Source organism: Brevibacterium atlanticum, from assembly GCF_011617245.1.
GTDB lineage: Bacteria > Actinomycetota > Actinomycetes > Actinomycetales > Brevibacteriaceae > Brevibacterium > Brevibacterium atlanticum.
Map to the genome: position 1 here is coordinate 683,115 of NZ_CP050152.1, position 23,694 is coordinate 706,808.

Consider the following 23,694-nt stretch of genomic DNA (forward strand, 5'->3'; position numbering starts at 1 on the left):
ACAGCCGTGAAGTACGACACCGGGCCGAATCATGACAGCCAGCACGATCCCCACACCCCACCCAACCCCTCGATGGGAGAGCACTATGAGCAACGACCAGAAGAATCTCGACCTCAACGATGTCGTCAGCATCCTCAACGACAGCAGAATCGTCATGCTCACGACCGCGCTCAATGACGGCAAGCTGCTCGCGCACCCGATGGTGCCGCAGCAGGTCACCGCGGATGCCGACGTCTGGTTCTTCATCGGACTGCACGGAGACCAGGCGACCGCGCTGCGTACGAATCCGCACGTCAACATCACCGTCGCCGAGGCGGGGAACTGGCTCTCGGTGGCAGGTCGCGTCGAATTCGTCGACGACCCGGCCAAGGTCGACGAACTCTGGGACGATTCCGTTGCCGCATGGTTCGAACACGGACGCAACGACCCGAACCTCGGCCTCATCAAGGTCACCAGCGACTCCGCGCAGCACTGGGGCCTGACCGGCGGAAAGCTCTCGGCCATGGCTCAGATCGTCAAGTCCAAGGTGACCGGTCAGCGCACTGGCGGAGGCAGTGACACGACAGAACTCTGACCTCGGAGTTCTGACGCGAGAACTCTGACGCGGAACGAAACAGACGAGCGCCGGGCAGCACATCCGCAGCCCGGCGCTCGCCGTCTTATCAAGAGTGTCTCGTGCAGAGTGCGCGTCCTCAGTCGCGCACCGTCAGTGACCCGAAGCTGTCACTTGACCCAGGGCTCTTCGCCGGTCTCCGAGACGATGGGCTTGCCGTTGTCGATGTTCCAGGAACCCATGCCGCCTTCGACGTTGAACGCATCGAATCCGTTCTGATTCAGCCAGGCCACGGCACGGTTCGACCGGCCGCCGGTGCGGCAGATGACGTACATGTCGTCGTCGAGGGGCAGATCGTCGAGGCGTGACGGCAGCTCACCCAGCGGGACGTGGTACGCGCCCTCGATGTGGCCGGCCTCCCACTCATCGTCCTCACGGACATCGACGATCGTGGCGCCGTCGGGGATGTCGTTGACTGTGACGTTGGCTTCTTCATCCATGACTTCAGTCTAAACACGACGGTCCGCACCACGCACGCGTCCCGCCTGGGCGACGCCGCACTCGCGCCCCGCGGCTGTCATAGACCCCCGACCGATCGCGGTCTATGATTCAAATTGGGTCCGTGCAGATCGCTGACCTGCACCGCAACCGAGCAGAGTCGCTCGACTCACTTGCCTGGAAGGTTTCCCATGTCGTTCCAGGCCTATCTCGACACCATCGAAGACAAGACCGGACTCACCCCGCGCCAGTTCATCGGCCTCGCGAAGGAGAAGGGCTTCGATGACGACTCCGTCAAGGCCGGCGTCATCCTCGACTGGCTCGAGTCCGATTACGGGCTGGGCCGCGGACATGGCATGGCGCTGGTCCATGTCATCAAGAAGGGCCCGCAGATCGATGCCAAACACGTCGGTTCCGGCGGCACCCACAGCGACGAGACCGACATGCTCCGGCTCGACGGCAAAGCCAGCAAACCGGCATGATCACTGTCGCGGAGCGCCGCGGGCTGCTGTTGCCCGGATCGCCGACGGCCAAGTTCGTGGGTGCTGAACATGGTGCTGACGTCTCGTTCTTCTGGGTCGACACCGCACCCGGAAAAGGGCCCGACCTGCACTGGCAACCCTACACCGAGACATGGGTCGTCTTGTCCGGGCAGGTGCGCATCGACGCCGATGATGAGACGCTCTCCGCCGAGGCCGGTTCGATCGTCACCGTCGGAGCCGAAACGGTCCATCGCTTCCGCAGCATCGGAACCGAGAACCTCAGAATGGTGTGCATCCACGCCTCACCCGAGATCATTCAGGACTTCGTGGAAGAGGACTGAGTGCGCCACCTCGGCGAGGATTAGCATGGAGGAATGAGCAAGCGGATCGTCATCATCGGTGGGGGACTGGCCGGGACCACGGCAGCGCGAGAGCTGAACGCGCGCGGACAGGCGGTGACCGTCATCGATCCGCGCGCCGGCGAGACCTGCGAGCGTCCGCCCTTGTCGAAGCACCTCTTCGACGGCGCCCGCCACCACCTGCCGTACCACCTCGAATCCACCGAGCACATCACCTTCGTCCGTGACCGGGCAGAGGAGATCACCCTCGCCGAGGCGGCCCCCGACTCCCGCTACACCGCCGAAACCCAGCGACACCCCCACCCGCTTGCCGACCATCACGCGACGGCCGGGACGGTCCTGCTGGCGTCGGGGGAGTCGATCGACTTCACCCACTGCATTCTCGCCACCGGGATGGAGGCCGACCGCCCGCGGATCCCGAACTATCCGGACGCGCTTCCGGTGTACAACCTCGGCGATGCCGAATGGATCCTCGACCGCGTCGAGCGGGCCACGGAGCCGCTCGACATCGGGGTCCTGGGCTCCGGTTACCTCGGGATGGAGGTCGCCACCTCGGCGGTCGCCGCCGGACATCGGGCCACCGTGTACCTGCGCGGGGACGAACCGCTGCGCAGACAGCTTTCCGCTCCTGTGCGACGAGCGCTGTTTGAGAAACATCGGGCCGCGGGTGTCGAGTTCGTCACGCACACCTCGAGCCCGGACGATATTCCCGCAGATGTTCATGACCTGTTCATCACCAGCGTCGGTGCCCGGCCCCGACTCATCCCCATCGACGGCGACCGACCCGCCGAGGCGTGGGAGGTGAATGAGAGTTTGGCAACATCCCATCCGGGCATCTTCGCCGCCGGCGACTGCGCGATCGTCACCGCCGGCCCTTATGCTCTCGATCACCCCTGGGCGTGCGAACCGGTGGCCGAAAGCCACGGTCAGTTCCTCGCTGAACTCCTCACCGATACCCCTGCCAACGCCCCCGCCGAGGTGGCCGACAGTGACCCTGACAGCGACGCTGACACCGCCGCAGGCGTCCCGTCGACACTCGAAGAAACAGGACGAAAAACCTGGTCAGACGTGCCCTGGCACTGGAGCTTCCAAGGCCCGGAGAAGGTCTTCACTGCGGGCCTGACCAGCCCGGACGCCACCGACACGATCATCCGACATGACCCGTCCGGGGCGAAGTTCCAGGTCTTCCACTTCGACGGTCCGGGGCCGGAGTCGATGCTCATCGGTGTCGAGACACTCAACTGGCCGCCGATGCAGGCCGCCGCCCGACGCGTACTCGGCGGTAGCCACATCCCCACCCGTGCCCAGATCGAGGACCCCGACTTCGACTTCAAGGCTCACAGCCGACTGTGAGTCTGCGCTAGTCTCATCACGTAGACTTTTCATCTGTTCAATCCCCAGTCGCCGACGAGAGAATCTTCTGTTCATGGATATGGCCAGGCTTGCTGCCGAGCACGGACTCGAGAGAGTGGGTGGACGGCCGTCGTTGCCCGAGTACGTCAAACAGCTGATCAACCGCAGCGACTTCACGTACACGTTGGCGAAGTATCGGATGCAGTCCGAGAACGAACGCAACCGCCTCGGTATGCTCTGGGTGCTTCTGCGTCCCGGTTTCTCGGCGCTCATCTACGGCACGGTCTTCGGCTTCATCATGCAGGGCGCGACAGCACGTCCGCCAGACTTCGCTCCGTTCGTCATCATCGGCGTCTTCGTCCTCGAGTTCTTCAACACCTCGATGAATGGTGGGGCGAAGTCGATCATCTCGAATGCCTCACTCGTCCAATCGCTGCCGTTCCCACGCATCGTGCTGCCGATCGCCACGGTCTTCCAGAACCTGCTCAACTTCATTCCGACCTTTATCTTCATGGCTGTGCTCGTCATGCTGTGGGGTGCGAAGCCCAGCTGGGACTGGTTCCTCTTCATCCCGTTGGTCTTCCTGTTCTGGATCTTCAACCAGGGTGTGGCCTTCATCTTCGCTCGCGCGACTGTCCACTTCCGTGATCTGTCCCAGGTCACCCCGTTCATCTCCCGGATGATCTTCTACACCTCGGGCGTCTTCTTCGATCTCAAGGTGATGGTCGATAAGATCAATCCGTCCCTGCAGCCCTTCGCCGACTGGCAGCCGATCAACAACGTCCTGGCGATCGCCCGCGGCATCCTTATGAAGGACGGTGTCATTCCGTTCGACTACTTCTGGCACCTGGCCATCTGGGCGTTCGGCATCTTCATCATCGGCTTCGTGTTCTTCTGGCAGGCCGAGGAAAGGTTCGGTCGCGATGAGTGACGAGAATTCGTTCGACACCGGCAGCCTCCCCGAGGTGACTCGGAACAATCCGCCCGTCGTCGTCTGCGACAACGTCCACGTCCGGTACAAGACTCTGGCCACCGGCAAGAAGCTCAAGCTCGGCAGCAAAGACGTCATGATGAAGCGCCGCGGTCTGCGGGAGGTCCATGCGCTCAAGGGTGTGAGCTTCGTCGCCCACAAGAACGAATCCATCGGCATCATCGGCAGCAACGGCTCGGGCAAGTCCACGCTCATGCGGTCGATCACAGGGCTGACCCCGACGTCGGAGGGTGCGATCTATGCGACGTCTCGGCCGAACCTCCTCGGCGTCGGTGCTGCTCTCATTCCGGATCTCTCCGGTGCTCGCAACATCGTCCTCGGTTCCCTGGCTTTGGGGCTCACCCGGCCCGAGATCGATGAGAAGTTCGACGAAATCGTCGAATTCACCGGCCTCGAGGACTTCATCGATCTGCCGATGCGCACCTATTCCTCGGGTATGTCCCAGCGGCTGAAGTTCGCGATCGCGACCTCGGTGCAGCATGAGATCCTCATCGTCGATGAGGCGCTCAACGTCGGCGACAAGAAGTTCCGTGACCGGTCGGAAGGTCGCATCCGGTCGATCCGTGAGAATGCCGGTACGGTCTTCCTCGTCTCGCACTCGATGCGCACGATCAAGGACACGTGCAATCGTGCCCTGTGGATCGAGAAGGGCGAACTGCGCGCCGACGGCCCGGCACTCGAGGTCATTCGCGAATACCAGGCGTTCACCAAGGCCGAGAAGGCGAGAGAAGCCGAGGAAGAGCCGGGCTGAGGCCCGCCGCCCGGTAAAGCGTTCATTTCAGTCGTTCGCACGCGTCGCACAGAGGTATGACTGACTATCGACCACGGATGTCAGGCAAAGAGCTCTCGGGACTACCGCTCCTGCGCTTCGGCTCTCTCGGAAAGCAGAGCTCCCAGAGTCCTCGGCGCGGACAACATCGGCCTGTTGAGAGGCTGCCGAAAGATAGAGGCAACGGGCAATGACGTTTGTGCCATGGCGTAGAGTGCGTGGCCGCCGATTGAGATGATCGGTGAGCGTGAGCAAAAACAGCAGTAAGGTGACTCTTTGAAAGCGCGGGGGCCGGATCAGATTCACCGCGTTCAGATGACATGCAACGGAGCCTGCATCTCTGATCGACATCATCGATAGGAACTACCAGAAGAGGCGTGCAATGAGTCAGACGATCGAGGTTTCCCGCGAAGAGAAGTCGCGGGCGCGGAAGGCCGTCCTCGCGGCCGGACTGGGCAATGCCCTCGAGTGGTACGACATCATCCTCTTCGGATTCATGGCGACCTCCATTGCTGTGGTCTTCTACCCGGGCGAGGGGCTGTCGGCGCAGCTGATGACCTGGGCGACGTTCGCCATCACCTTCGTCGTCCGGCCGCTCGGTGCCGTTCTCATCGGACGCTACGCCGACAAGCACGGCCGCAAGTCAGCCCTGTCGCTGACGATCGGTCTGATGACGCTCGGCGTATTCATCATCGTCGTCCTACCCGGCGAGTCTGTCATCGGCGTGTGGGCGGCGATCGGTCTCATCATCGCCCGGATCATCCAGGGCATCTCCGCCGGCGGCGAGTTCGGTTCGGCCACCGCCTTCCTCACCGAGAACGCCAAGCGCGGCAAGGCCTTCTACGCCTCCTTCCAGACCGCGACGCAGGGCATCTCGATGTTCCTGGCCGCAGGTATCTCGTGGATCTTCAGCTCGGCACTGAGCGAAGAGGCCCTGCACTCGTGGGGCTGGCGAGTGGCCTTCGCGATCGGTCTGCTCATCGGCCCCGTCGGCTGGTATATCCGTTCGAAGATGGACGACACCCCCGAGTTCAAGGCCGCCGAGAAGACCGACAACCCGCTGCGCGTCCTCCTCGGCCAGAACTTCGGTCGCCTGTTCTCGGCGTTCCTCATCATCGCCATGGCCACGATCTCGGTCTACCTCATCACGTTCCTGCCGCAGTTCGCCGTCGACAACCTCGGCCTCGAACCGTGGGCGGCGTTCCCCGGCGCCGTCGTCGCCGGCATCATCACCCTGATCGGCTCACCGTTCGCCGGCAGGCTGGCCGACAAGGTGGGGCCGACGACCGTGATGATCCCGACGACGATCGTGGGCATCATCGTCGCGTGGCCGATGTTCATGCTCCTGACAGCGAACCCCTCGATCGCCGTCCTCACCCTGTGCGAGGCGATCGTCGGCCTGTTCATGGTCTTCTACTTCGGCCCGATGCCGGCGCTGCTGTCCGAGCTGTTCCCCGTCCGCGTCCGCAGCTCGGGCATGACCATCGCCTACAGCTTCGGCGTCGCGATCTTCGGCGGCTTCGCCCCGCTCATCCTCACCGCACTGCTCAGTGCGACGGGCGAACTGACCGTGCCCGGCTTCTACTACGCGGCACTGTCCCTGCTCTCGCTCATCGGCGTCATCGTGGCCCGAAAGGTGTACAAGCGGCGCTGAGTCGCCTAGCCGAGTGGGGCGTCGTGGCCATCGTCGCCCCGCTCGACGCGGTATTTTCCCGCCGAGGTGGCGCTGCGATTCCGCTCGATCAAGCGCTAGCGCGGATGTGGAATCGTCGACGGGTCGAAACGTGCGCGCCGCCTTGAACGAGGGTGGCGGAGCGTGGCGCGGGTCGAAATGTGAGCGCGGCCTTGAGCGACGTGTCGGAGGCGGCCGCACGTCGTCGATCAAGCGGCAGCGCGGATGTGGAATCGTCGACGGGTCGAAATGTGCGCGCGGCCTTGAGCGAGGAACCCGACGAGGAGGGCGGAGATGACACCGCAGTCATCGGCAGCGGCGCGGGTCGGATACCCTATTCGGATGAACGCAACCGGAGTCGCCCGTGCTCACCTCGGCTCTAGGGTCGTCGGCCCTTCGCCGAGGCGGGGCGTCGTGTCGGCTGCTGTCCGGTTCCCCGCCTGGTCGTGTGCCCCCGCCTGGTCGTGCACCCGCGCCCGGTCGTGCACTCGCGTCACGTCGTCGCAGGGGCGACTGCGGTGACGGGCAGGTCATCGAGGGGGCTTCCCTCGCTCGGTCTCATCTCCCACGGGACCTCATCGGCCCAGGGGCAGGCCCTCATCGAGGCCCTCGCCGCCGAGGTCGCGCGAGATCTCCGCGGGCGAGGGCTCGTCGACGAGGTGATGCTCGGACACGTCGATGTACAGGAGCCCACCGTCGCCGAGGTGGTCGACCGCCTTCCGCACGATCGACCCGTCATTCTCGTCCCCCTCCTTCTCTCGCCGGGCTATCACGTCCACGTCGACCTCGCCGAGGCAGTCGATCATGCGCAGACCATCGATCCTGCGCTGAAGTCCGATCGTGCCGATGACGCGAACCCCGCCGAGGTGGCCACCCGAACCGCGGACTCCACCGAGGCGGCCACCCGTACCGCCGGAACTCCCGCCCGTGACATCCGCCTGACGAAGACCCTCGGTCCCGACCCGCGGCTGGCCCGCATCCTCGCCGAGCGCCTGCCCGCCCTGCGTGATGACGACGAGGTCGTGCTCGCCGCGGCAGGCTCAAGTGACGAACGCGCCAACGATTCCTGTCGCGAGATGGGCGAGCTGCTGGCAAACGAACTCCGACGGCCCGTCGACGTCGGCTTCCTCGCAGGCGCGGGGACCCCTCTCAAAAGCTTTGTTGAGCAGAATGAACACGCGGTGAAACGCCTCGTTCTGGCCAACTATCTCCTCGCCCCCGGCTTCTTCGACGACCTCGCCCGAGGCCTCATCGCCGATACACAGAACATCCTCAGCTCACCCCTGCTCACCACCGAAACGTCCCAAGGAAACGCCCAGAAACACCCCCAGTCATCCCACCAGCCGACCGATCCGACAACCTCGCAATCGGGTCAGGCGGCCGATGCCGGCATCCCCGCCGAGTCCGGTTTCGCTGTCCCTGCCCTGCTCGTCGACATCATCTACGACCGAGTCGTCTCGGCGCTCTGACCCGACCGTCCAGACGCGACCACCCGATGACGGTCCATTAACGCAACCTCGCGGTGAATCTCAAAATTCACGCCTTTCTATGACGTCATGTGTCGCAATGTGTCAGAACTTAGGTAAGGCAAAGTGTTGAGCAATCACTTCCTCTTGTAGCGTGGCCTATCACTGACTCCCATCAGCGTTTGGAGACGATCCATGTCCACCAAGGTGGAAGAGCACACAAACCCCACAGGCGACTCGGCCGCAGCCGGTGCGCCCGCTGACGGTGCGCCCGCATCCAGCGCGCCCGCATCCGACTCACGTGCGCGCGCGAAGAAGCCTGCCCGGCCGAAGAAGTCCAACGGTCAGTGGAAGGTCGACGGCCACGAACCGTTGAACAAGAACGAGATCGACAAGGCCGAGGACAACGGCCTCAACGTCCGCGCGCGCATCGAGGAAACCTACTCGAAGCAGGGGTTCGCCTCGATCGACCCCTCCGACCTCCACGCCCGTTTCCGCTGGTGGGGCCTGTACACCCAGCGCAAGCCCGGCATCGACGGCGGTCGCACCGCCAAGCTCGAACCCCATGAGCTCGAAGACGAATACTTCATGCTCCGGGTCCGCATCGACGGCGGAAAGCTCACCACCGAGCAGCTGCGCACGATCGCCGACATCTCCACCGACTTCGCTCGCGGTTCCGCCGACCTCACCGACCGGCAGAACATCCAGCTGCACTGGATCGAGATCGAGAACGTCCCCGAGATCTGGCGCCGCCTCGAAGCCGTCGGCCTGCAGACCACCGAGGCCTGCGGTGACGTCCCCCGCGTCATCCTCGGCTCACCCGTGGCCGGCATCGGCGCCGACGAACTCATCGACCCGACCCCGGCGATCGAAGAGATCTCGCGCCGCTACATCGGCGACCAGTCACTGTCGAACCTGCCGCGCAAGTACAAGACCGCGATCACCGGCCACCCCAGCCAGGACGTCGTCCACGAGATCAACGACTGCTCCTTCGTCGCCGTCGACCACCCCGAGCACGGCATCGGCTACGACCTGTGGGTCGGCGGCGCCCTGTCCGTGGTGCCCCGCTTCGCCGAGCGCCTCGGCGCCTGGGTCGCCCCCGAGCAGGTCGTCGAAACCTGGCTCGGCGTCACCTCGATCTTCCGCGACTACGGCTTCCGCCGCCTGCGCAACAAGGCCCGCCTGAAGTTCCTGCTCGCCGACTGGGGTCCGGAGAAGTTCCGCGAGGTCCTCGAGACCGAATACCTCGGCTACAAGCTCGCAGACGGACCGGCCCCTGCCAAACCGATCACCGCCGGCGACCACGTCGGCGTGCACAAGCAGAAGGACGGCCGCTACTACATCGGCGTCACTCCCATCGTCGGCCGCGTCTCGGGGACCCTGCTCGGCCAGATCGCCGACCTCGCCGACAAATACGGCTCGACCCGCCTGCGCACGACACCGCACCAGAAGTTCCTGCTGCTCGACATCGAGGAATCCGATGTCGACGCCGTCGTCGCCGAACTCGACGAACTCGGCCTGTCCAGCCGCAAGGACCTCTTCCGCCGTTCGACGATGGCGTGCACCGGCATCGAATACTGCAAACTCGCCATCGTCGAGACCAAGCAGACCGCCGCCGACACCATCACGAAGCTCGAAGAGCGGCTCGCCGACATCGACGACCTGCCCCACCCGATCAGCCTTCACCTCAACGGCTGCCCGAACTCCTGCGCCCGCATCCAGACCGCCGACATCGGGCTCAAGGGCCAGATCGTCACCACCGACGACGGCGAGCAGGTCCCCGGGTTCCAGGTCCACGTCGGCGGTGGACTGGCGTCGAAGGACCGCGACGAGGCCGGACTCGGCCGCACCGTCCGCGGCCTCAAGGTCACCGCCGATCACCTCAGCGACTACGTCGAGACACTCGTGCGCCGGTTCCTCGCCGGCCGCACCGAGACCGAGACGTTCTCCGAATGGGCCCACCGCGTCGACGAGGAGGAACTGACATGAGCACGCACACCACCGCCACCACCGCCACCAACGCGACCACCGCGAATACCACCGCAGCAGACACCCAGCGCCACCGTCCCGAACCGCGTCCGATCGACGAGCTCAAAGCCATCGCCGAGGCGGGGGCTCGTGAGCTCGGCGGTGACCCTGAGAACGGGGTGGCCGAAGCCAACCCTGCCGACGTCATCCGCTGGATCTCGCGACACTTCGACACCGCCGCCTGCGCCGTCGCCTGCTCGATGGCCGATGCCGCCCTGCCGCACTACGTCGCCCAGTACCTGCCCGGCGTCGACGTCCTCTTCCTCGACACCGGCTATCACTTCCCGGAGACCTACACCACCCGCAACGAGGTGGCCCGCCGTGTCGATGTCCACATCGTCGACGTCCTTCCGGAACAGACCGTGCCCGAACAGGATGCCGAATTCGGCAAGGACCTCTTCGCCCGGGACCCGGGCCTGTGCTGCGCCCGCCGCAAGGTCGCCCCGCTGAAGAAGTCGCTGGCAGGCTATGAGCTCTGGTTCACCGGGGTCCGCCGCGACGAGGCCCCGACCCGAGCGAACACGCCGCTGATCACCTTCGATGAGAAGAACGGCCTGGTCAAGGTCAACCCTCTGGCCGCCTGGTCATTCGACGACCTCCTCGACTACGCGCGCGCCTTCGATGTGCCCGTCAACCCACTGCTGTCGCAGGGCTACCCGTCGATCGGATGCCAGCCCTGCACCCGCCCCGTCGCCGAAGGTGAAGACCCCCGCGCCGGCCGTTGGGCAGGAACGAACAAAACAGAATGCGGACTCCACACATGACTATCGACCAGACCACACAGCCACAGACCACACAGTCACAGCCACAGACGCAGACCACACAGACCCAGGCCACCCTGTCGACCCTCGACGTCTTGGAATCCGAGGCGATCCACATCATCCGTGAGGTCGCCGCCGAATTCGAGAAGCCTGTGCTGCTGTTCTCCGGCGGCAAGGACTCCGTGACGGTCCTCCACCTCGCGGCGAAGGCCTTCTGGCCGGCGAAGATCCCCTTCGGGCTCCTCCATGTCGACACCGGCCACAACTTCCCGGAGATCATCCGCTTCCGTGACGAGACGGCCGAACGCTTCGGTCTCGATCTCACGGTCGCGAAGGTCCAGGACTACATCGACGACGGACGCCTGCGCGAACGCCCCGACGGGACGCGCAACACCCTGCAGACCCAGCCGCTGCTCGACGCGATCGCCGACGGCGGATTCGACGCCGTGTTCGGCGGGGCACGCCGGGATGAGGACAAGGCCCGGGCGAAGGAACGCATCCTGTCGCTGCGCGACGAGTTCGGCGGCTGGAACCCGAGCAACCAGCGCCCCGAACTGTGGAACATCTACAACGGCCGCCACCTGCCAGGCGAGCACGTGCGCGTATTCCCCATCTCGAACTTCACCGAACTCGACGTGTGGAGCTACATCGCGCGAGAGAACATCGACCTGCCCGAGCTCTACTTCGCCCACGAACGCGAGGTCTTCAACCGCGACAACATGTGGTGGGCCACCGGCGAATTCTCCGTCCCCCGCGAGGACGAGGACGTCATCCGCCGCACCGTGCGCTACCGCACCGTCGGCGACATGAGCTGCACCGGCGCCGTCGAATCCGACGCCGCCGACTACGAATCGATCCTCGCCGAGGTGGCCGCCACCACTGTGACCGAACGCGGTGCCACACGCGCCGACGACCGGATCTCGGCCGCGGCCATGGAGGACCGCAAGAAGGACGGATACTTCTGATGACGACAACGACCACCCCCTCAGAACCGGCCACCGACGTCGTGGACGCGAAGACGAAGACGCTGCTGCGTTTCGCCACCGCCGGATCCGTCGACGACGGCAAATCCACCCTCGTCGGTCGGCTCCTCCACGATGCGAAGGCGATCCTCGCCGACCAGCTCGAAGCCGTGACCGCGACCAGCCGGGAACGCGGATTCCTCGGCGGCGAATTCGACTTCGCCCTGCTCACCGACGGTCTGCGGGCCGAACGGGAACAGGGCATCACCATCGACGTCGCCTACCGCTACTTCGCGACCGATCGTCGCTCGTTCATCCTCGCCGACTGCCCCGGGCACGTGCAGTACACCCGGAACATGGTCACCGGCGCGACGACCGCCGATGCCGTCGTCGTCCTCATCGACGCGCGCAACCGTCCCACCGAGCAGACCCGCCGTCACCTGACCGTGGTCTCCCGGCTGGGCATCCGCCACGTCATCATCGCGGTGAACAAGATCGACCTCCTCGACTACGACCAGACCGCGATCGAGGCCGTCGAACGTGAGGTTGCCGACCTCGCCGCCGAGGTGGGGCTCGATTCCCCGCACATCATCCCGATGTCCGCGCTGGCCGGGGACAACATCGCGACCACCTCGGAGAACACCCCCTGGTACCAAGGCCCGGCACTGCTCGACCTGCTCGAGACCCTGCCGAGCAAGGATGAGGCCACCGCGGATCTCGAACCCTTCCGCCTCGACGTCCAGACCGTGCTGCGCCCCCAGGGCGGACTCGCACCGGGACTCGACGCCGATGATTTTCGGGACTACCGGGCCGTGGCCGGTCAGATCACGTCAGGGCGGGTCAGCCTCGGCGATGAGATCGACGTCCACCCGGCCGGGATCCGTACGACGGTCACCGGCATCGACACCGCCGATGGGCCGCTGGAGACGGCAGGTGCCCCGCAGTCGGTGGCGTTGCGGCTGGCCGATGACATCGACACCGCACGCGGCACCGTCATCGCCGGTGCCGGCACACTGCCGCCGGCCCGCCGGGAACTCACCGCAGAGGTGTTCCCCTTCACCTCCGAGGGCCTGCGCACGGGCGATCGGGTGCTGGTGAAGACCGGGACGACGACCGTCAAGGGCATCGTCACGATCGAGACCAAACGCAACCTCGCAACCGCGCAGACGGAGGCCGCCGAGGTGCTCGCCGGCAACGACATCGGCCAGGCCAGGGTGAAGCTCGCAGCCGAACTGCCGGTCGCGGACTTCCGCGCCCACGGTTCGGCTGGGGCGTTCGTCATCATCGACCCGCAGTCGGGAAATACGCTCGCGGCGGGCATCCACACCCCCGAGGCGAACTCATGAGTCTCTTCCCCACCCAGGTGGCGGGCAGCGTGCTGCTCGTCGGAGCCGGACCCGGCGACCTCGGGCTGCTGACCGTCACCGGTCTGCGCGCCCTGGAGCGGGCCGACGTCATCGTGGCCGACCGCCTCGGCGCGCGTGCGATCATCGATCAGCTCACCGAGGATCGGGGCGCACCCCTGGATGCCGAGATCATCGATGTCGGCAAACAGCCGGGCCATCACCCAGTGCCGCAGTCGCGGATCAACGAGATCCTCATCGAACAGGCCCGACTCGGCCGTCGCGTCGTCCGCCTCAAGGGCGGGGACCCCTTCGTCTTCGGACGTGGGGGAGAGGAAGTCTTCGCGTGCCGCGAGGCCGGCATCGACGTCCAGGTCGTCCCGGGTGTGACGAGTGCGAACTCGGTGCCCGCGCTCGCGGGGATTCCCCTGACCCACCGGGGCGTGGCGACCGCGTACACCGTGGTCACCGGCCACGATCAGATCGAGCAGATCGGCGGGGGACGCGACCACACGGTCGTCGTGCTCATGGGCATCGGCACCCTCGTCCACTCGGCGGGAGTGCTCGCTCGCGGTGAACGTGGAGCGGACTGCCCGGTCGCGATCATCGAGGACGGGTACGGTGAGAACCAGCGAGTGACGATCGGGACGCTCGGCACGATTGCCTTCCACGCCGCCCGCCGAAGCGTGCGCTCACCGGCCATCGTCGTCATCGGCGATGTCGTCACCCACAGCCCCTACGCCGCCGGCGCATTCGACGCCGCGGTCAAACCAGAACCGAAGCTGGCAAGGAACCCATGACCTACATCATCGCTCAGCCCTGCGTCGACGTGAAGGACCGCGCCTGCATCGAGGAGTGCCCGGTCGACTGCATCTACGAGGGCAAACGTTCCCTGTACATCCACCCCGAGGAATGCGTCGACTGCGGGGCATGCGAACCCGTGTGCCCGGTCGAGGCGATCTTCTACGAAGACGATGTGCCCGATGAGTGGGAGGACTACCACGCGGCGAACGTCGACTTCTTCGACGACATCGGCTCCCCGGGCGGGGCCGCCGCGCACGGGGTCATCGACAAGGACCATCCCTTCATTGCGGCCCTGCCCCCGCAGAACACCGACGACTGACGAACTCTGACGACTACCGACGACTGATCGAGGAACCCCCATGACGACACCACTGAGAGTGGCCATCATCGGCGCCGGACCTGCAGGCATCTATGCCGCGGACCTGCTGACGAAGGCCGAACACGACCTGGACTTGAGCATTGACCTGTTCGAGCGTCTGCCCTCGCCCTTCGGGCTCGTCCGCTACGGCGTCGCGCCCGACCATCCGCGGATCAAGGGCATCATCAACGCGCTCATCAAGGTCCTCGACCGCGGGGACATCCGCCTGTTCGGCAACGTCGAGTACGGGGCGGACATCAGCCTCGGCGAACTCACCGATCGCTACGATGCGGTGATCTTCTCCACCGGCTGCTTCGTCGACGCACCGCTCGAGCTGCCGGGCATCGACCTGCCCGGATCCTATGGTGCCGCCGACTTCGTCAACTGGTACGACTCGCATCCGGATGTGCCGCAGACGTGGCCGCTGGACGCGGAGAAGGTCGCCGTGCTCGGCAACGGCAACGTCGCCCTCGACGTGGCCCGAGTGCTCGCGAAGCAGGCCGATGACCTGCACACCACGGAGATCCCCGACCATGTCTATGAGGGTCTGAAGTCCTCCAAAGTCACCGACGTGCACGTGTTCGGTCGCCGGGGTCCCGCGCAGGCGAAGTTCACCCCGCTGGAGCTGCGTGAGCTCGGGCAGGTCGCCGATGTCGACATCATCGTCTACCCCGAGGACTACGAGTTCGATCAGGGTTCGCTTGACGCGATCGAGGCGAGCAACCAGGTCAAGCAGGTGACGAAGACGCTCACGGACTTTGCGATGCGCGAGGAGACGGGAGCGAAGCGCCGCCTGCACCTGCACTTCCTCCACGCACCGGTCGCCATCCTCGGCGAGGATCGGGTGACGGGGCTGCGCACGGAACGGCAGGAGCTCGATGGCAACGGTGGAGTCAACGGCACAGGAGATTTCCACGACTGGGACATCGACGCCGTCTACCGGGCGGTCGGCTATGCGGGCACGAAGCTGCCGCAGCTGCCCTTCGACGAGGCCAAGCGCGTCATCCCCAATCACGAGGGTCGCGTCGTCGACACCGACGATCAGAAGCAGGCCGCCGAGGCGGACGTCATCCCCGGCGTGTATGCGACCGGGTGGATCAAGCGCGGACCGGTGGGCCTCATCGGGCACACGAAGGGTGATGCCCTGGAGACGATCGGGCACATCCTCGAGGATCAGGCCGCCGGTGCGCTCACCGAACCGGTGTATCCGGAACGGGAGTCGATCGTCGAACTCCTCGAGTCCAAGGGCGTCGACTACGCGGACTGGGAGGGCTACCACCGTCTCGAGGCCGCAGAGAAGGCACTCGGCGAGGCCGAGGGACGAGAGCGCGTGAAGCTCGCAACCCGCGAGGCCATGCTCGCCGAGGCGCGCGCCCATCTGACCGCGGAGGCGAACGCGGGCTGAACACATCCGACTGAGCACTGCGCGCTAAGCCCTGGCGGCTGAGGTCCACCATCCGGCCGCGGACACGGAAAGCCGTGTCCGCGGCCGTCTGCGTTCTTGCCTTCGATAGATAACCCAGCTATGTGATTGACATCACGCATCTTCAGGAGAAGACTGTCCGCGGAACTACTGCTGTCTACCCTGGGAGGCCAAGGTGCCCTCACAAAGTCCCCTGTCGTCCGGCACGCCCACGAGCGTGAAGGTCGTCCACGACAAAGGCCTCAAGCGCGATATCGGCAAGACCGGCCTGCTCTTCACCGGAGTCGGATCGATCATCGGCTCCGGATGGCTCTTCGGTGCCTTCGACGCCGCGAGCATGGCCGGTCCGGCCGCGATCCTGTCCTGGGCCGTCGGCGCGATCCTCATCATCTTCGTCGCACTCAACTACTCCGAACTCGGGGTCATGTTCCCCGTCGCCGGGGGTGTCGTGCGCTACCCGCACTATGCGTTCGGTTCGTTCGCCAGCTACACCAGCGGGTGGATCACGTGGCTCTCGGCGGCCGGCACCGTCGGCATCGAGGTGCTCGCGGCCGTCCAGTACGCGTCGAGCTACATGCCGTGGCTGATGGAGACGAAGGAAGGCGTGCTCGTCCTCACCATCCCCGGCATCTTCGTGTCCATCGCGATGGTCGGAGTCTTCTGCATCATCAACATGTTCGGTGTGAAGTTCTTCGCGCAGTTCAACAACGTGCTGGTGTGGTGGAAGCTCGCCGTCATCGTCCTCGTCTTCATCGGTCTCGCACTGCTGGCGTTCAACCCCGGACACTTCCACATGCCCGAGTTCGGCGGATTCGCGCCCAACGGCATCGCCCCGATCTTCGCCTCCCTGCCGGCGGCGGGCATCATCTTCTCCTACCTCGGATTCCGCCAGGGCGTGGAGTTCGCCGGTGAGACGAAGAACCCGCAGAAGAACGTCCCGTTCGCCGTCATCGGATCGATCGTGCTCACCGCGATCATCTACATCCTCCTGCAGGTCGCGTTCATCGGCGCCATCCCCACCGAGCTGCTCAAGGACGGCTGGGGCGGACTGTCGTTCTCGAACTCGGCAGGTCCGTGGGCGGAGATCGCGATCATGCTCGGTGCGATGTGGCTGGCGATCATCCTCTACATCGACGCCGTCGTCTCTCCTGCCGACACCGGCCTGATCTTCACCGCGCTCAGCCCCCGCCTGTCGTACTCGCAGGCGCGCGTCGGCAACGCCCCGAAGGCGCTGACGAAGCTGAGCAAGCGCGGAATCCCGTGGCTGGGTCTGCTGGTGACGTTCATCGTCGCCTGCTTCCTGTTCTTCCCGTTCCCGTCGTGGGCGAAGATGGTCGGGTTCATCACCTCCGGAACCGTCATCTCGTTCGGCTCGGGCCCGATCACGGTCGCTGCGCTGCGCCGGCAGCTGCCGAATCAGGAGCGTCCGTTCCGCATCCCCGGCGGAGACATCCTGCCGTTCCTCGGCTTCCTCGCCGCGAACCTCATCGTGTTCTGGACCGGATGGGACACGAACTGGAAGCTGTTCCTCGCGATGGTGCTCGGCTACGTGGTCCTCGGCCTGCACTACATGTTCAGCGACCGCAAGACGATCCCGCCGCTGCAGTTCCGGTCCGGTTGGTGGATGCTGTTGTGGCTCGGCGGCCTGGCCGTGCTCAGCTACCTCGGCACCTACGGCGAGGGCGCCCTGGGCGTACTCACCTTCGGCTGGGGCGAGCTGGCCGTCGTCATCGTCACCCTCGTCGTCTTCTACGTCGGCATCAAGTTCCGCCTGAAGTCGGAGGACGTCGTCGCCAACGTCGAGAACACGAAGGAGACCAGCGCCGAACACATCGACGGGGAATGAAACCCAAATCCTCGCCGAGGCGGCCCGGCCCCGTACATCCACGATCAGTGGAGTACGGGGTCGGGTCTATTTGTTCGGCAGGCGACTAGCAGTGAGGCGGGCATCCGAAGAAGGTGAAGAGGCAGGTGATATACCCCGAGATAGTCGAGCAATATCCCGATGCAACGTACAGTTGCCTACACTGATCAAAAGAAAAACCCCAGCTGCATGCCGACTCAGGTTCGACAGAGGCTTATGCCGGGGACTTCCTTTCTAGGATAGTTCAAGCCAGATGGAGAATCCAGTGGAGTTGTCTCCTCAGCAGATTGCAGCTCTCGACCAGTCGATCACTCCGACGCGTATGAGCACATACCTTTCCGCGGCATCAGGAGATGTCGATCTTGGACGTGAACTGTATCTATGGGATCGTGCCGTGTCCGTCGGTTTTCTCGCAGATCTGGCGATATTGGAGGTAGCACTCCGAAATGCTATGAGCACTCAACTGGAACGCGAATGGGGTGCTGAGTGGTACGCAAACACGGAAGTTCCTCTCGATGACCGTTCCTCATCTGCGCTCAGCACCGCATGGCGTCGAATCAGTGGACCTAAGACTCCCGGAAAACTTGTCGCACAATGTACGTTCGGGTTCTGGCGGGGACTGCTTGATAAGGGGGATCACGCAGGCCGGGAGCCACGACGTGTCAGATGCGACTACGAAGTCCTCTGGAGGGGAGTCCTGGATAGATCATTTCCGGGCGGCCGAGCACAGGCACGCCTTGATGAGCAGCGCTGGAACCGCGAATACGCCCTGGCCGTTGTTTCGCGGATCAATGATTTGCGAAATAGGGTCGCTCACCACGAACCATTGGTGAACGGTCTTCCCCTGTCGGGACAGAGGAGGCGGGTGAGCTCGCAGGCTGTCTATGAGGATTTTCTGCGATTGGCGGCGATGTTGGATCGCGATCTTCTCTCACTTTTGAAGGCGACATCGCAGGTGCCAGAACTACTCTCGGCCCGCCCTGGTCTGTGACTCCGCGGCATGCGCGTCGGCGTCGAGATCGTACGGAAGTCGTCCAATCAACGTTGATCCCGAGGTAGCTTGGCCTATCTGCGTATCCACTATCCCTGGGAGCTCGACCTCTCAGCCCTCACCCCTCAGCAAACCGCGCAAAATACTCCAACGCCTCGAACGAATCCACGGCATCCGGGTTCGCCACCTTCTCCAACGGATGGCCCTGGATGAGTCGCTTCACCGGCACTTCAAGCTTCTTGCCCGTCCGAGTGTGCGGAATCGCAGGAACAGCGATGATGTCATCGGGCACGTGCCGCGGCGAGGCCTTCGACCGCAGATCCCCAGCAATCCGCTCCTTCAAAGAAGAATCCAACGAAACCCCGTCACCCAACACCACAAACAACGGCATCCAATACCCGCCATCCGGCTGCTCGGCACCGATGACGAGGGATTCGGCCACCTCGGCGATGTCGTCGACGATGTCGTAGATGTCCGCGCTGCCCAAGCGTACGCCGTGCCGGTTGAGGGTGGCGTCCGAGCGCCCGGAGATGATGACGCTGCCGTGGTCGGTGATGGTGATCCAATCACCGTGGCGCCACACTCCGGGGAACATCGAGAAGTACGTCTCCCGGTAGCGCTGCCCGTCGGGGTCGTTCCAGAACTTCACGGGCATCGTCGGCATCGGTGCGGTGATGACCATCTCCCCGACCTCGCCGATGAGTGGATGGCCAGAGTCGTCCCAGGATTCGAGTGCCACGCCGAGGTTCGGCGCCGAGAGCTCACCCGCCCACACCTCGAGGTTCGGTGCGGAGCCGGCGAATCCGCTGACCACGTCCGTGCCCCCGCTCGTCGAGGCCAACTGCACGCGCTCGCCGATGGCGTCGCGAACCCAGGGGAAGCAGGCAGCCGGCACGGGCGCCCCGGTGGCCCCGATGAGCCGCAGCTGCGAAAGGTCGAGATCCCGACCGGGTTCGAGCCCGGCCTTCATTCCCGCGAGCAGGATTCCTGGGCTGAGCCCGAGCACGTTGGCCTGCGTGTCCGCGGCGATCTCCCACAGCCGTCCCGGGCCGGGGCAGAGGGGGCTGCCGTCGAAGCAGACGGTGGTGCCTCCTGCCACCAGTGCGGAGACGACGAAGTTCCACATCATCCAGTTCGTGTTCGTGTACCAGAAGAAGCGGTCGCCGGGCCTGATGTCCATGTGCAGGCCGAACATGCGCAGGTGGTCGACGACCACCCCGCCGTGGCTGTGCACGATCCCCTTGGGGATTCCCGTCGTGCCCGAGGAGTAGAGCACCCACAGCGGGGTGTCGAAATCGACGCGCACGAATTCGGGCGGGGTATCGCCGGAGGCGACGTCGTCCCAGGTGGAGAGGTTCGCAATCGTGTGGTGTTCATCCAGAGCACCCACGCCGAGGTTGCCGACCCCCACGACTGCCCGCAGGCTCGGGATGCGTGACGCCAGGTCCGCGACCTGGTCGCGGCGGTCGTGGGCGGTGCCGTTCCAGAGGTAGCCGTCGGCGGCGAAGAGGACGGTGGGCTCGAGCTGGCCGAGTTTGGCGGCGGCTCCTTCGGCGGCGTAGTCCTGGGCGCAGGCGGACCAGATGGCACCGATCGAGGCGGAGGCGAGGAAGGCGATGAGGGTGTGGTGGGTGTTCGGCAGGTACCCGACGACCCGGTCGCCCTCACCCACGCCGAGGCTGCGCAGCCAGGCAGCGACGGATCCGACCTGCCGGCGCAGTTCCCGCCAAGTGGTCTCGGACCTGCGGCCGTCTTCGGTGACGGTGATGATCGCGGGTTCGTCAGCGAGGTTGTCGTCGAGGGCGGCTCGGAGTGCGTGTTCGGCATAGTTGATGCGGGTGCCGGGGAACCAGGTGGCGCCGGGCATGGATCGATCGGCGAGGACCTCGGTGTACGGTTCGTCGGCGATGACGTTAAAGAAGTCCCAGATGGCACCCCAGAATCCGTCGAGGTCGTCTACCGACCAGCGCCACAGATCGTCGTAGCTGACCATGTTCTGGCCGGTGCGCTGGTTGGCGAACTCGGTGAAGTCGAGAATCTGCGGGCGTGGCGTTTGGTCGGGGTCGGGACGCCAGATCGGTTCAGCGGTCAATTCTTCTCCTCAGCACATCGGCGGGCAACAGCGTAGGGGGCCTCATCAACAGGAACGAGGTGGTGTCGTCCTGTGGATGAGGTTCTCATGCCACCTTACGCCGCGACCGCCGCAGCCCGACCCTGTTGCCCGTAATGCAACTGCGCCGCTGAGAAATCTCAGCGGCGCAGTCATCAGGCAGATCGAGAGAGGCTCACCCCCACACACCCCGCGTATCGTGGACGATCTTCTGCGTGAGCAGGGTCCGGTCGATGCGGGTGAACTCGTTGTGGTCGACCAGCAGCAGTACGATGTCGGCGGCGCGAATGGCCTCGTTGACCTCGGTGAGGGTGACATTTGAGCGCTCCGCGAGCTCTGCAGGCAGCCGGTCGATGTTCGGTTCGACAGCCATGATCTTGGCGTCAGGGAGCTCGTCGGCGAGCTGACCGACGATCTGACGGGCAGGGCTCTCACGGAGGTCATCGATATTCGGTTTGAATGCCAGACCGAGAGCTGCGATCTGCACGTCGGCAATGCGGCGAGCCTGGGGGAGGAGCTTGTCGAGCACGAAACCGGGCTTCGCGTCGTTGACCTCGCGAGCGGTCCTGATGAGCGATGACTGGTCCGGCGCGGTGGCGACGATGAACCACGGGTCGACGGCGATGCAGTGGCCGCCGACACCAGGGCCCGGCTGCAGGATGTTCACGCGAGGGTGATGGTTGGCGAGCTTGATGAGCTCCCATACGTTGATATCGAGTCCGTCTGAGATCACCGACAGCTCATTGGCGAAGGCGATGTTGACGTCGCGGTAGGCGTTCTCCGTCAACTTCGCCATCTCCGCGGTGCGAGCATCGGTCATGAGGAACTCGCCCTCACAGAACAACTCGTAGAGGTCCCGAGCACGTTCGCCGGCATTGCCGTTGAGCGTGCCGACGATGCGGTCGTTCGTACGCAGCTCGATCATGATGCGACCAGGCAGGACACGTTCGGGGCAGTGGGCGAAGTAGATCGTCTGCGCGCTGCCCGATTTGAGCGTCAGATCCGGTCGAGCCGACAGAATCGTCTCAGCGAGGAATTCCGTGGCACCGGGAGGAGACGTCGACTCGAGAATGATGAGCTCATTGCCCTCGAGCAGAGGTGCGATCTGCTTGCCCGCCGCCTCGATGTACGACAGATCCGGCTCGTGACCGTCCTTGAACGGCGTCGGCACCGCGACGATGTAGTTGTCCGCATGCGGAGTCTCGGTCGTCGCCCGCAGATAACCCTGTGACACGACACCGGCTACCGTGGTCGCCATGTCCGGTTCGACGAACGGGACCTTGCCGTCGTTGATGGTCGCCACCGCATCGGCGTTGATGTCGACGCCGACCACATCCGCGCCCGAGCTGGCCAGAACAGCGGCAGTCGGAAGACCGATATAACCCAGACCGATGACGGCGACCGAAGGGCGTTGTGACGTGACGGTGGGCGGCATGTGCGAGGTGCTCCAAACTGAAGGTGAACGACTACTGATGTTACCCGAGGATGACTCGAGGCAACCTGACCACAATGACGCACGAAGTGACTGCTGTGGTGACCGCAGCGGCAACTTCAGGTGAACGAATTGTGAAGGTTCACCGATTCGGTCGGCGACTGCAGATCAGCCATGATGAGATGGCCGGAGACGGTATGTCCAACTTCGACGGAACTGCATACCATTACCCACATCGGCATTGATGCGAGAACCCCGCCCGCCGAGGCGGCCCCGCGGTTCTCCCGACCAGGAGTATGTGCGTGACCCCCACAGTCCTCACCGTTTTCGGTACCAGGCCGGAAGCCATCAAAGTGGCCCCTCTCATCCGGGCCATCGAATCGAGCGCGACCCTGCGCTCCCGCACCGTCGTCACAGCACAGCACCGGGAGATGCTCGACCAGGTCAACGACCTCTTCGGAATCGTCCCCGACGTGGACCTCAACATCATGGCGCAGGGGCAGACGCTCAACGGCATCGCCACCCGCGTCATCGGAGAGCTCGACACAGTTCTCGCTGACGAGACTCCCGCCGCGGTCCTCGTCCAAGGAGACACCACGACAGTCATGGGTGCCTCCATCGCTGCCTTCAACCGTTCAATTCCTGTCATCCATCTCGAGGCAGGACTGCGCTCGGGCAACCTGCTCAGCCCCTTCCCCGAAGAAGCCAACCGAAAGCTCACCAGCCAGATCTCGGCTCTTCACCTCGCCCCGACCGCACGCTCGCGCGACAACCTGCTCGCCGAGAGCATCAACCCCGCCGACGTCGTCGTCACCGGCAACACCGTCATCGACGCCCTCCACATCGCCGTCGACATGAACGTCGCTCCCGCCGACCCGGTCGTCGCCGACTACGTCGCCACCGACCGACCGAAGCTGCTGGTAACGACTCACCGCAGAGAGAACCTCGGCTCGTCGATGGAGAACATCGGCAATGCGCTGGCCGAGCTGGCCGCGGCACGCCCCGAACTGCTCATTCTGCTCCCGGCCCACCGGAATCCGCTCGTGCGCGAAGCAGTCCTGCCCCGGGTTGAGAAGTTCGACAATGTGCTCGTCACAGAGCCGCTGTCCTACGGCGAATTCACCACCGTCATGGCCGCCTCCGACGTCGTCCTCACCGACTCCGGCGGCATCCAGGAGGAGGCCCCGAGCCTCGGCAAGCCTGTCCTCGTCATGCGAGAGAACACCGAGCGCCCCGAGGCGGTCACCGCGGGATCCGTCAAACTCGTCGGAACCGACAAGACCACGATCGTCGCCGAGGTGGCCCGTCTCTTCGACGATTCCCTCGCCTACGAAGACATGGCGAAGGCGGTCAACCCCTACGGTGACGGCCGTGCCGCCGAACGGTCCGTGGCCGCCATCGAATCGCTGCTCGGCGTCGGCGATCGCATCGCCGAATTCGCTCCGGACGTGGCCTTCGCCGACTGACGGGAAGAA

The 23,694-nt window shown here is 64.8% G+C and carries 20 protein-coding genes; 17 read left to right on the forward strand and 3 right to left on the reverse strand.

Annotated elements, in window-relative coordinates:
• Positions 1-85: 85 nt before the first annotated feature.
• The gene (locus GUY23_RS02970; protein WP_166969595.1) at positions 86-574 is read left to right on the forward strand and encodes a pyridoxamine 5'-phosphate oxidase family protein; all 489 of its coding nucleotides are present in this window, start codon (positions 86-88) and stop codon (positions 572-574) included.
• Positions 575-723: 149 nt separating this feature from the next.
• Here the strand turns inward: GUY23_RS02970 and GUY23_RS02975 are convergent, their stop codons facing one another.
• A complete protein-coding gene (locus GUY23_RS02975; protein WP_166969597.1) occupies positions 724-1,053 on the reverse strand; it encodes a rhodanese-like domain-containing protein in 330 nt (109 codons plus the stop codon).
• Positions 1,054-1,242: 189 nt separating this feature from the next.
• Between GUY23_RS02975 and GUY23_RS02980 the strand changes: the two genes are divergently transcribed.
• The 15 genes from GUY23_RS02980 to GUY23_RS03050 all read left to right on the forward strand — a co-directional run bounded on the left by GUY23_RS02980 (position 1,243) and on the right by GUY23_RS03050 (position 17,668).
• Positions 1,243-1,533, forward strand: a complete 291-nt coding sequence (locus GUY23_RS02980) for a DUF4287 domain-containing protein (protein WP_166969599.1) — start codon at positions 1,243-1,245, stop codon at positions 1,531-1,533.
• Positions 1,530-1,874, forward strand: a complete 345-nt coding sequence (locus GUY23_RS02985; protein WP_166969601.1) for a cupin domain-containing protein — start codon at positions 1,530-1,532, stop codon at positions 1,872-1,874. Before GUY23_RS02980 ends, GUY23_RS02985 begins: the two co-directional genes overlap by 4 nt.
• Positions 1,875-1,907: 33 nt before the next feature.
• Positions 1,908-3,245, forward strand: coding sequence for an FAD-dependent oxidoreductase (locus tag GUY23_RS02990; RefSeq protein WP_166969603.1), 1,338 nt, complete (start codon positions 1,908-1,910; stop codon positions 3,243-3,245).
• A 73-nt stretch (positions 3,246-3,318) separates the two neighbouring features.
• Positions 3,319-4,176 carry an ABC transporter permease gene (locus GUY23_RS02995; protein ID WP_166969605.1) on the forward strand — a complete coding sequence of 286 codons (858 nt, stop codon included), beginning with the start codon at positions 3,319-3,321 and terminating at the stop codon, positions 4,174-4,176.
• Positions 4,169-4,987 carry an ABC transporter ATP-binding protein gene (locus GUY23_RS03000; RefSeq protein WP_166969607.1) on the forward strand — a complete coding sequence of 273 codons (819 nt, stop codon included), beginning with the start codon at positions 4,169-4,171 and terminating at the stop codon, positions 4,985-4,987. The genes GUY23_RS02995 and GUY23_RS03000 overlap by 8 nt, the downstream gene beginning before the upstream one ends.
• A gap of 400 nt (positions 4,988-5,387) precedes the next feature.
• Positions 5,388-6,659, forward strand: a complete 1,272-nt coding sequence (locus GUY23_RS03005; protein WP_166969609.1) for an MFS transporter — start codon at positions 5,388-5,390, stop codon at positions 6,657-6,659.
• A 536-nt stretch (positions 6,660-7,195) separates the two neighbouring features.
• Positions 7,196-8,146 carry a sirohydrochlorin chelatase gene (locus GUY23_RS03010; RefSeq protein ID WP_166969611.1) on the forward strand — a complete coding sequence of 317 codons (951 nt, stop codon included), beginning with the start codon at positions 7,196-7,198 and terminating at the stop codon, positions 8,144-8,146.
• 192 nt (positions 8,147-8,338) lie between these two features.
• Positions 8,339-10,132, forward strand: a complete 1,794-nt coding sequence (locus GUY23_RS03015; protein ID WP_166969613.1) for a nitrite/sulfite reductase — start codon at positions 8,339-8,341, stop codon at positions 10,130-10,132.
• Positions 10,129-10,935 carry a phosphoadenylyl-sulfate reductase gene (locus GUY23_RS03020; RefSeq protein ID WP_166969615.1) on the forward strand — a complete coding sequence of 269 codons (807 nt, stop codon included), beginning with the start codon at positions 10,129-10,131 and terminating at the stop codon, positions 10,933-10,935. Before GUY23_RS03015 ends, GUY23_RS03020 begins: the two co-directional genes overlap by 4 nt.
• Positions 10,932-11,897, forward strand: coding sequence for a sulfate adenylyltransferase subunit CysD (cysD, locus tag GUY23_RS03025; protein ID WP_166969617.1), 966 nt, complete (start codon positions 10,932-10,934; stop codon positions 11,895-11,897). Before GUY23_RS03020 ends, cysD begins: the two co-directional genes overlap by 4 nt.
• The gene (locus GUY23_RS03030) at positions 11,897-13,240 is read left to right on the forward strand and encodes a sulfate adenylyltransferase subunit 1 (protein WP_166969619.1); all 1,344 of its coding nucleotides are present in this window, start codon (positions 11,897-11,899) and stop codon (positions 13,238-13,240) included. Before cysD ends, GUY23_RS03030 begins: the two co-directional genes overlap by 1 nt.
• On the forward strand, positions 13,237-14,037 hold the full coding sequence (gene cobA / locus GUY23_RS03035) for a uroporphyrinogen-III C-methyltransferase (protein WP_166969621.1): 801 nt from the start codon (positions 13,237-13,239) through the stop codon (positions 14,035-14,037). The genes GUY23_RS03030 and cobA overlap by 4 nt, the downstream gene beginning before the upstream one ends.
• Positions 14,034-14,360: a ferredoxin gene (gene fdxA, locus GUY23_RS03040; RefSeq protein WP_166969623.1), complete on the forward strand. Its 327-nt coding sequence runs from the start codon at positions 14,034-14,036 to the stop codon at positions 14,358-14,360. The genes cobA and fdxA overlap by 4 nt, the downstream gene beginning before the upstream one ends.
• A gap of 40 nt (positions 14,361-14,400) precedes the next feature.
• Entirely contained in the window at positions 14,401-15,804 is a 1,404-nt protein-coding gene (locus GUY23_RS03045; protein ID WP_208085454.1) for an FAD-dependent oxidoreductase, read from the forward strand.
• A gap of 193 nt (positions 15,805-15,997) precedes the next feature.
• On the forward strand, positions 15,998-17,668 hold the full coding sequence (locus GUY23_RS03050) for an APC family permease (RefSeq protein WP_208085455.1): 1,671 nt from the start codon (positions 15,998-16,000) through the stop codon (positions 17,666-17,668).
• A 1,127-nt stretch (positions 17,669-18,795) separates the two neighbouring features.
• Here GUY23_RS03050 and GUY23_RS03055 read toward each other — a convergent pair.
• Both GUY23_RS03055 and wecC read right to left on the reverse strand, forming a co-directional pair.
• Positions 18,796-20,769, reverse strand: coding sequence for an acetoacetate--CoA ligase (locus GUY23_RS03055; protein WP_166969625.1), 1,974 nt, complete (start codon positions 20,767-20,769; stop codon positions 18,796-18,798).
• Positions 20,770-20,962: 193 nt separating this feature from the next.
• A complete protein-coding gene (gene wecC / locus GUY23_RS03060) occupies positions 20,963-22,222 on the reverse strand; it encodes a UDP-N-acetyl-D-mannosamine dehydrogenase (RefSeq protein ID WP_166969627.1) in 1,260 nt (419 codons plus the stop codon).
• Positions 22,223-22,521: 299 nt separating this feature from the next.
• Between wecC and wecB the strand changes: the two genes are divergently transcribed.
• Complete coding sequence (wecB, locus tag GUY23_RS03065) at positions 22,522-23,685, forward strand: non-hydrolyzing UDP-N-acetylglucosamine 2-epimerase (RefSeq protein ID WP_228282689.1); 1,164 nt, start codon at positions 22,522-22,524, stop codon at positions 23,683-23,685.
• Positions 23,686-23,694 lie beyond the last annotated feature (9 nt).

Coding starts and splice junctions, on each gene's coding strand:
- cobA (WP_166969621.1), top strand. CDS start 13,237: ATGAGTCTCTTCCCCACCCAGGTGGCGGGCAGCGTGCTGCTCGTCGGA.
- GUY23_RS03000 (WP_166969607.1), top strand. CDS start 4,169: ATGAGTGACGAGAATTCGTTCGACACCGGCAGCCTCCCCGAGGTGACT.
- GUY23_RS02980 (WP_166969599.1), top strand. CDS start 1,243: ATGTCGTTCCAGGCCTATCTCGACACCATCGAAGACAAGACCGGACTC.
- GUY23_RS02995 (WP_166969605.1), top strand. CDS start 3,319: ATGGATATGGCCAGGCTTGCTGCCGAGCACGGACTCGAGAGAGTGGGT.
- GUY23_RS03005 (WP_166969609.1), top strand. CDS start 5,388: ATGAGTCAGACGATCGAGGTTTCCCGCGAAGAGAAGTCGCGGGCGCGG.
- GUY23_RS03045 (WP_208085454.1), top strand. CDS start 14,401: ATGACGACACCACTGAGAGTGGCCATCATCGGCGCCGGACCTGCAGGC.
- GUY23_RS03015 (WP_166969613.1), top strand. CDS start 8,339: ATGTCCACCAAGGTGGAAGAGCACACAAACCCCACAGGCGACTCGGCC.
- GUY23_RS03020 (WP_166969615.1), top strand. CDS start 10,129: ATGAGCACGCACACCACCGCCACCACCGCCACCAACGCGACCACCGCG.
- fdxA (WP_166969623.1), top strand. CDS start 14,034: ATGACCTACATCATCGCTCAGCCCTGCGTCGACGTGAAGGACCGCGCC.
- GUY23_RS02970 (WP_166969595.1), top strand. CDS start 86: ATGAGCAACGACCAGAAGAATCTCGACCTCAACGATGTCGTCAGCATC.
- GUY23_RS02985 (WP_166969601.1), top strand. CDS start 1,530: ATGATCACTGTCGCGGAGCGCCGCGGGCTGCTGTTGCCCGGATCGCCG.
- GUY23_RS02975 (WP_166969597.1), bottom strand. CDS start 1,053: ATGGATGAAGAAGCCAACGTCACAGTCAACGACATCCCCGACGGCGCC.
- cysD (WP_166969617.1), top strand. CDS start 10,932: ATGACTATCGACCAGACCACACAGCCACAGACCACACAGTCACAGCCA.
- wecC (WP_166969627.1), bottom strand. CDS start 22,222: ATGCCGCCCACCGTCACGTCACAACGCCCTTCGGTCGCCGTCATCGGT.
- GUY23_RS02990 (WP_166969603.1), top strand. CDS start 1,908: ATGAGCAAGCGGATCGTCATCATCGGTGGGGGACTGGCCGGGACCACG.
- GUY23_RS03030 (WP_166969619.1), top strand. CDS start 11,897: ATGACGACAACGACCACCCCCTCAGAACCGGCCACCGACGTCGTGGAC.